Below are 1115 nucleotides of genomic sequence, written 5' to 3'. Positions count from 1 at the left end.
TCTTCATAGATTTGTCTTTTTTAGACATCAATGAATAAAAAACATCTTTTGAATTTTTTACCTTGTGCATTCCAATAAATTCATTTCTGCCTTTTGATGCAAAATCAGTCACATCCTCTTGCATTATATTTATCAAATTGTCATCTTTAAATTCTGCACTTACCAAAGCACTAATGTGTTTTTTTCCAGATAAAATAATGGCTGTTTCAATTAAATTGATTCGTTTTCCCTCCAAGGGATGGGTACAATAAAAAACAGAATCCCCTTTCCTACTGATTCCATAATCCGTAAATATTTTCACTTTTAGTGATTGAGAATTAATCTGCTGATCATCCAATCCTAACAGCTTTCCTCTGCCTTCGGCAACTTCTCTCATATGTATTACCCTCTGATTATTAAAAGGATGAGATGAAATAACAGAATTCACTTTTTGATACTGGTTAGTTTCAATTAATGCCTGACAATAATTTATAACATCCATCGACTGTACTTTATCCGGATAGAATTCAAACAATCTATCAAAACTTTTAACTGATAAATCATAAACTCCATTCTTAGTGGCCACCTCTCCCAACAATCTAAGTTCATCCAACTGGTTTATTTCACTTAAACCCTTTTTTGATATAGACAACATTCGTTCAATGTCGTTATTTCGGTAGAGTCTTATTAAATCCTTTGGTGTACTTGTTTCTTGTGCTCGAACAGCAGTAAACATCATTAATGTGATAATGATGAACACAAGCATTTGAACAGTGATCTTCAACAGCAGTCTTAGTTTCATTTCTTTAAAATTGATCATAGATAAAGTATTGGCTTTCTGTTCATTACAAAAGGCCCTCTAAACCTACCCTTGTTATTTTTCTTAGCCTCTAAATCCAGAGCCAGTCGAATTCCATGAGAACTATATTGATTCAATCCTTCACCAATTCCCCATTCAAATGTGTAACCAAAAGAAACATTCTTTTGCACCTTTAAATCCAACGAAAATGTTTGTGCTTGTTTAAACCGGTGGCTTGTTCCAACCCAAATAGAATTATTAATGAAGAAATTAGCAGATACATCAGCAATGAGTTCCCCATATTTTGTTGCTCTGTACAAACCATCGGCAGGAACAC

General features: G+C 33.5%; 2 protein-coding genes. Both read right to left on the bottom strand.

Going from position 1 to position 1115, the window contains the following annotated elements; translation table 11 throughout:
• On the bottom strand, window positions 1-781 hold a 781-nt coding region (locus QUH73_RS20740), incomplete at its 3' end, for a hypothetical protein (protein WP_289532357.1).
• 14 nt (window positions 782-795) lie between these two features.
• Window positions 796-1115, bottom strand: a 320-nt coding sequence (locus tag QUH73_RS20735; RefSeq protein ID WP_289532356.1) for a type IX secretion system membrane protein PorP/SprF, incomplete at its 5' end; no start/stop codon positions are given.

This window comes from Labilibaculum sp. K2S (assembly GCF_030372765.1).
Classification (GTDB): Bacteria; Bacteroidota; Bacteroidia; order Bacteroidales; family Marinifilaceae; genus Labilibaculum.
The sequence above is the reverse complement of the archived record's forward strand: the minus strand, read 5'-3'. Positions and strand labels throughout refer to the sequence as shown.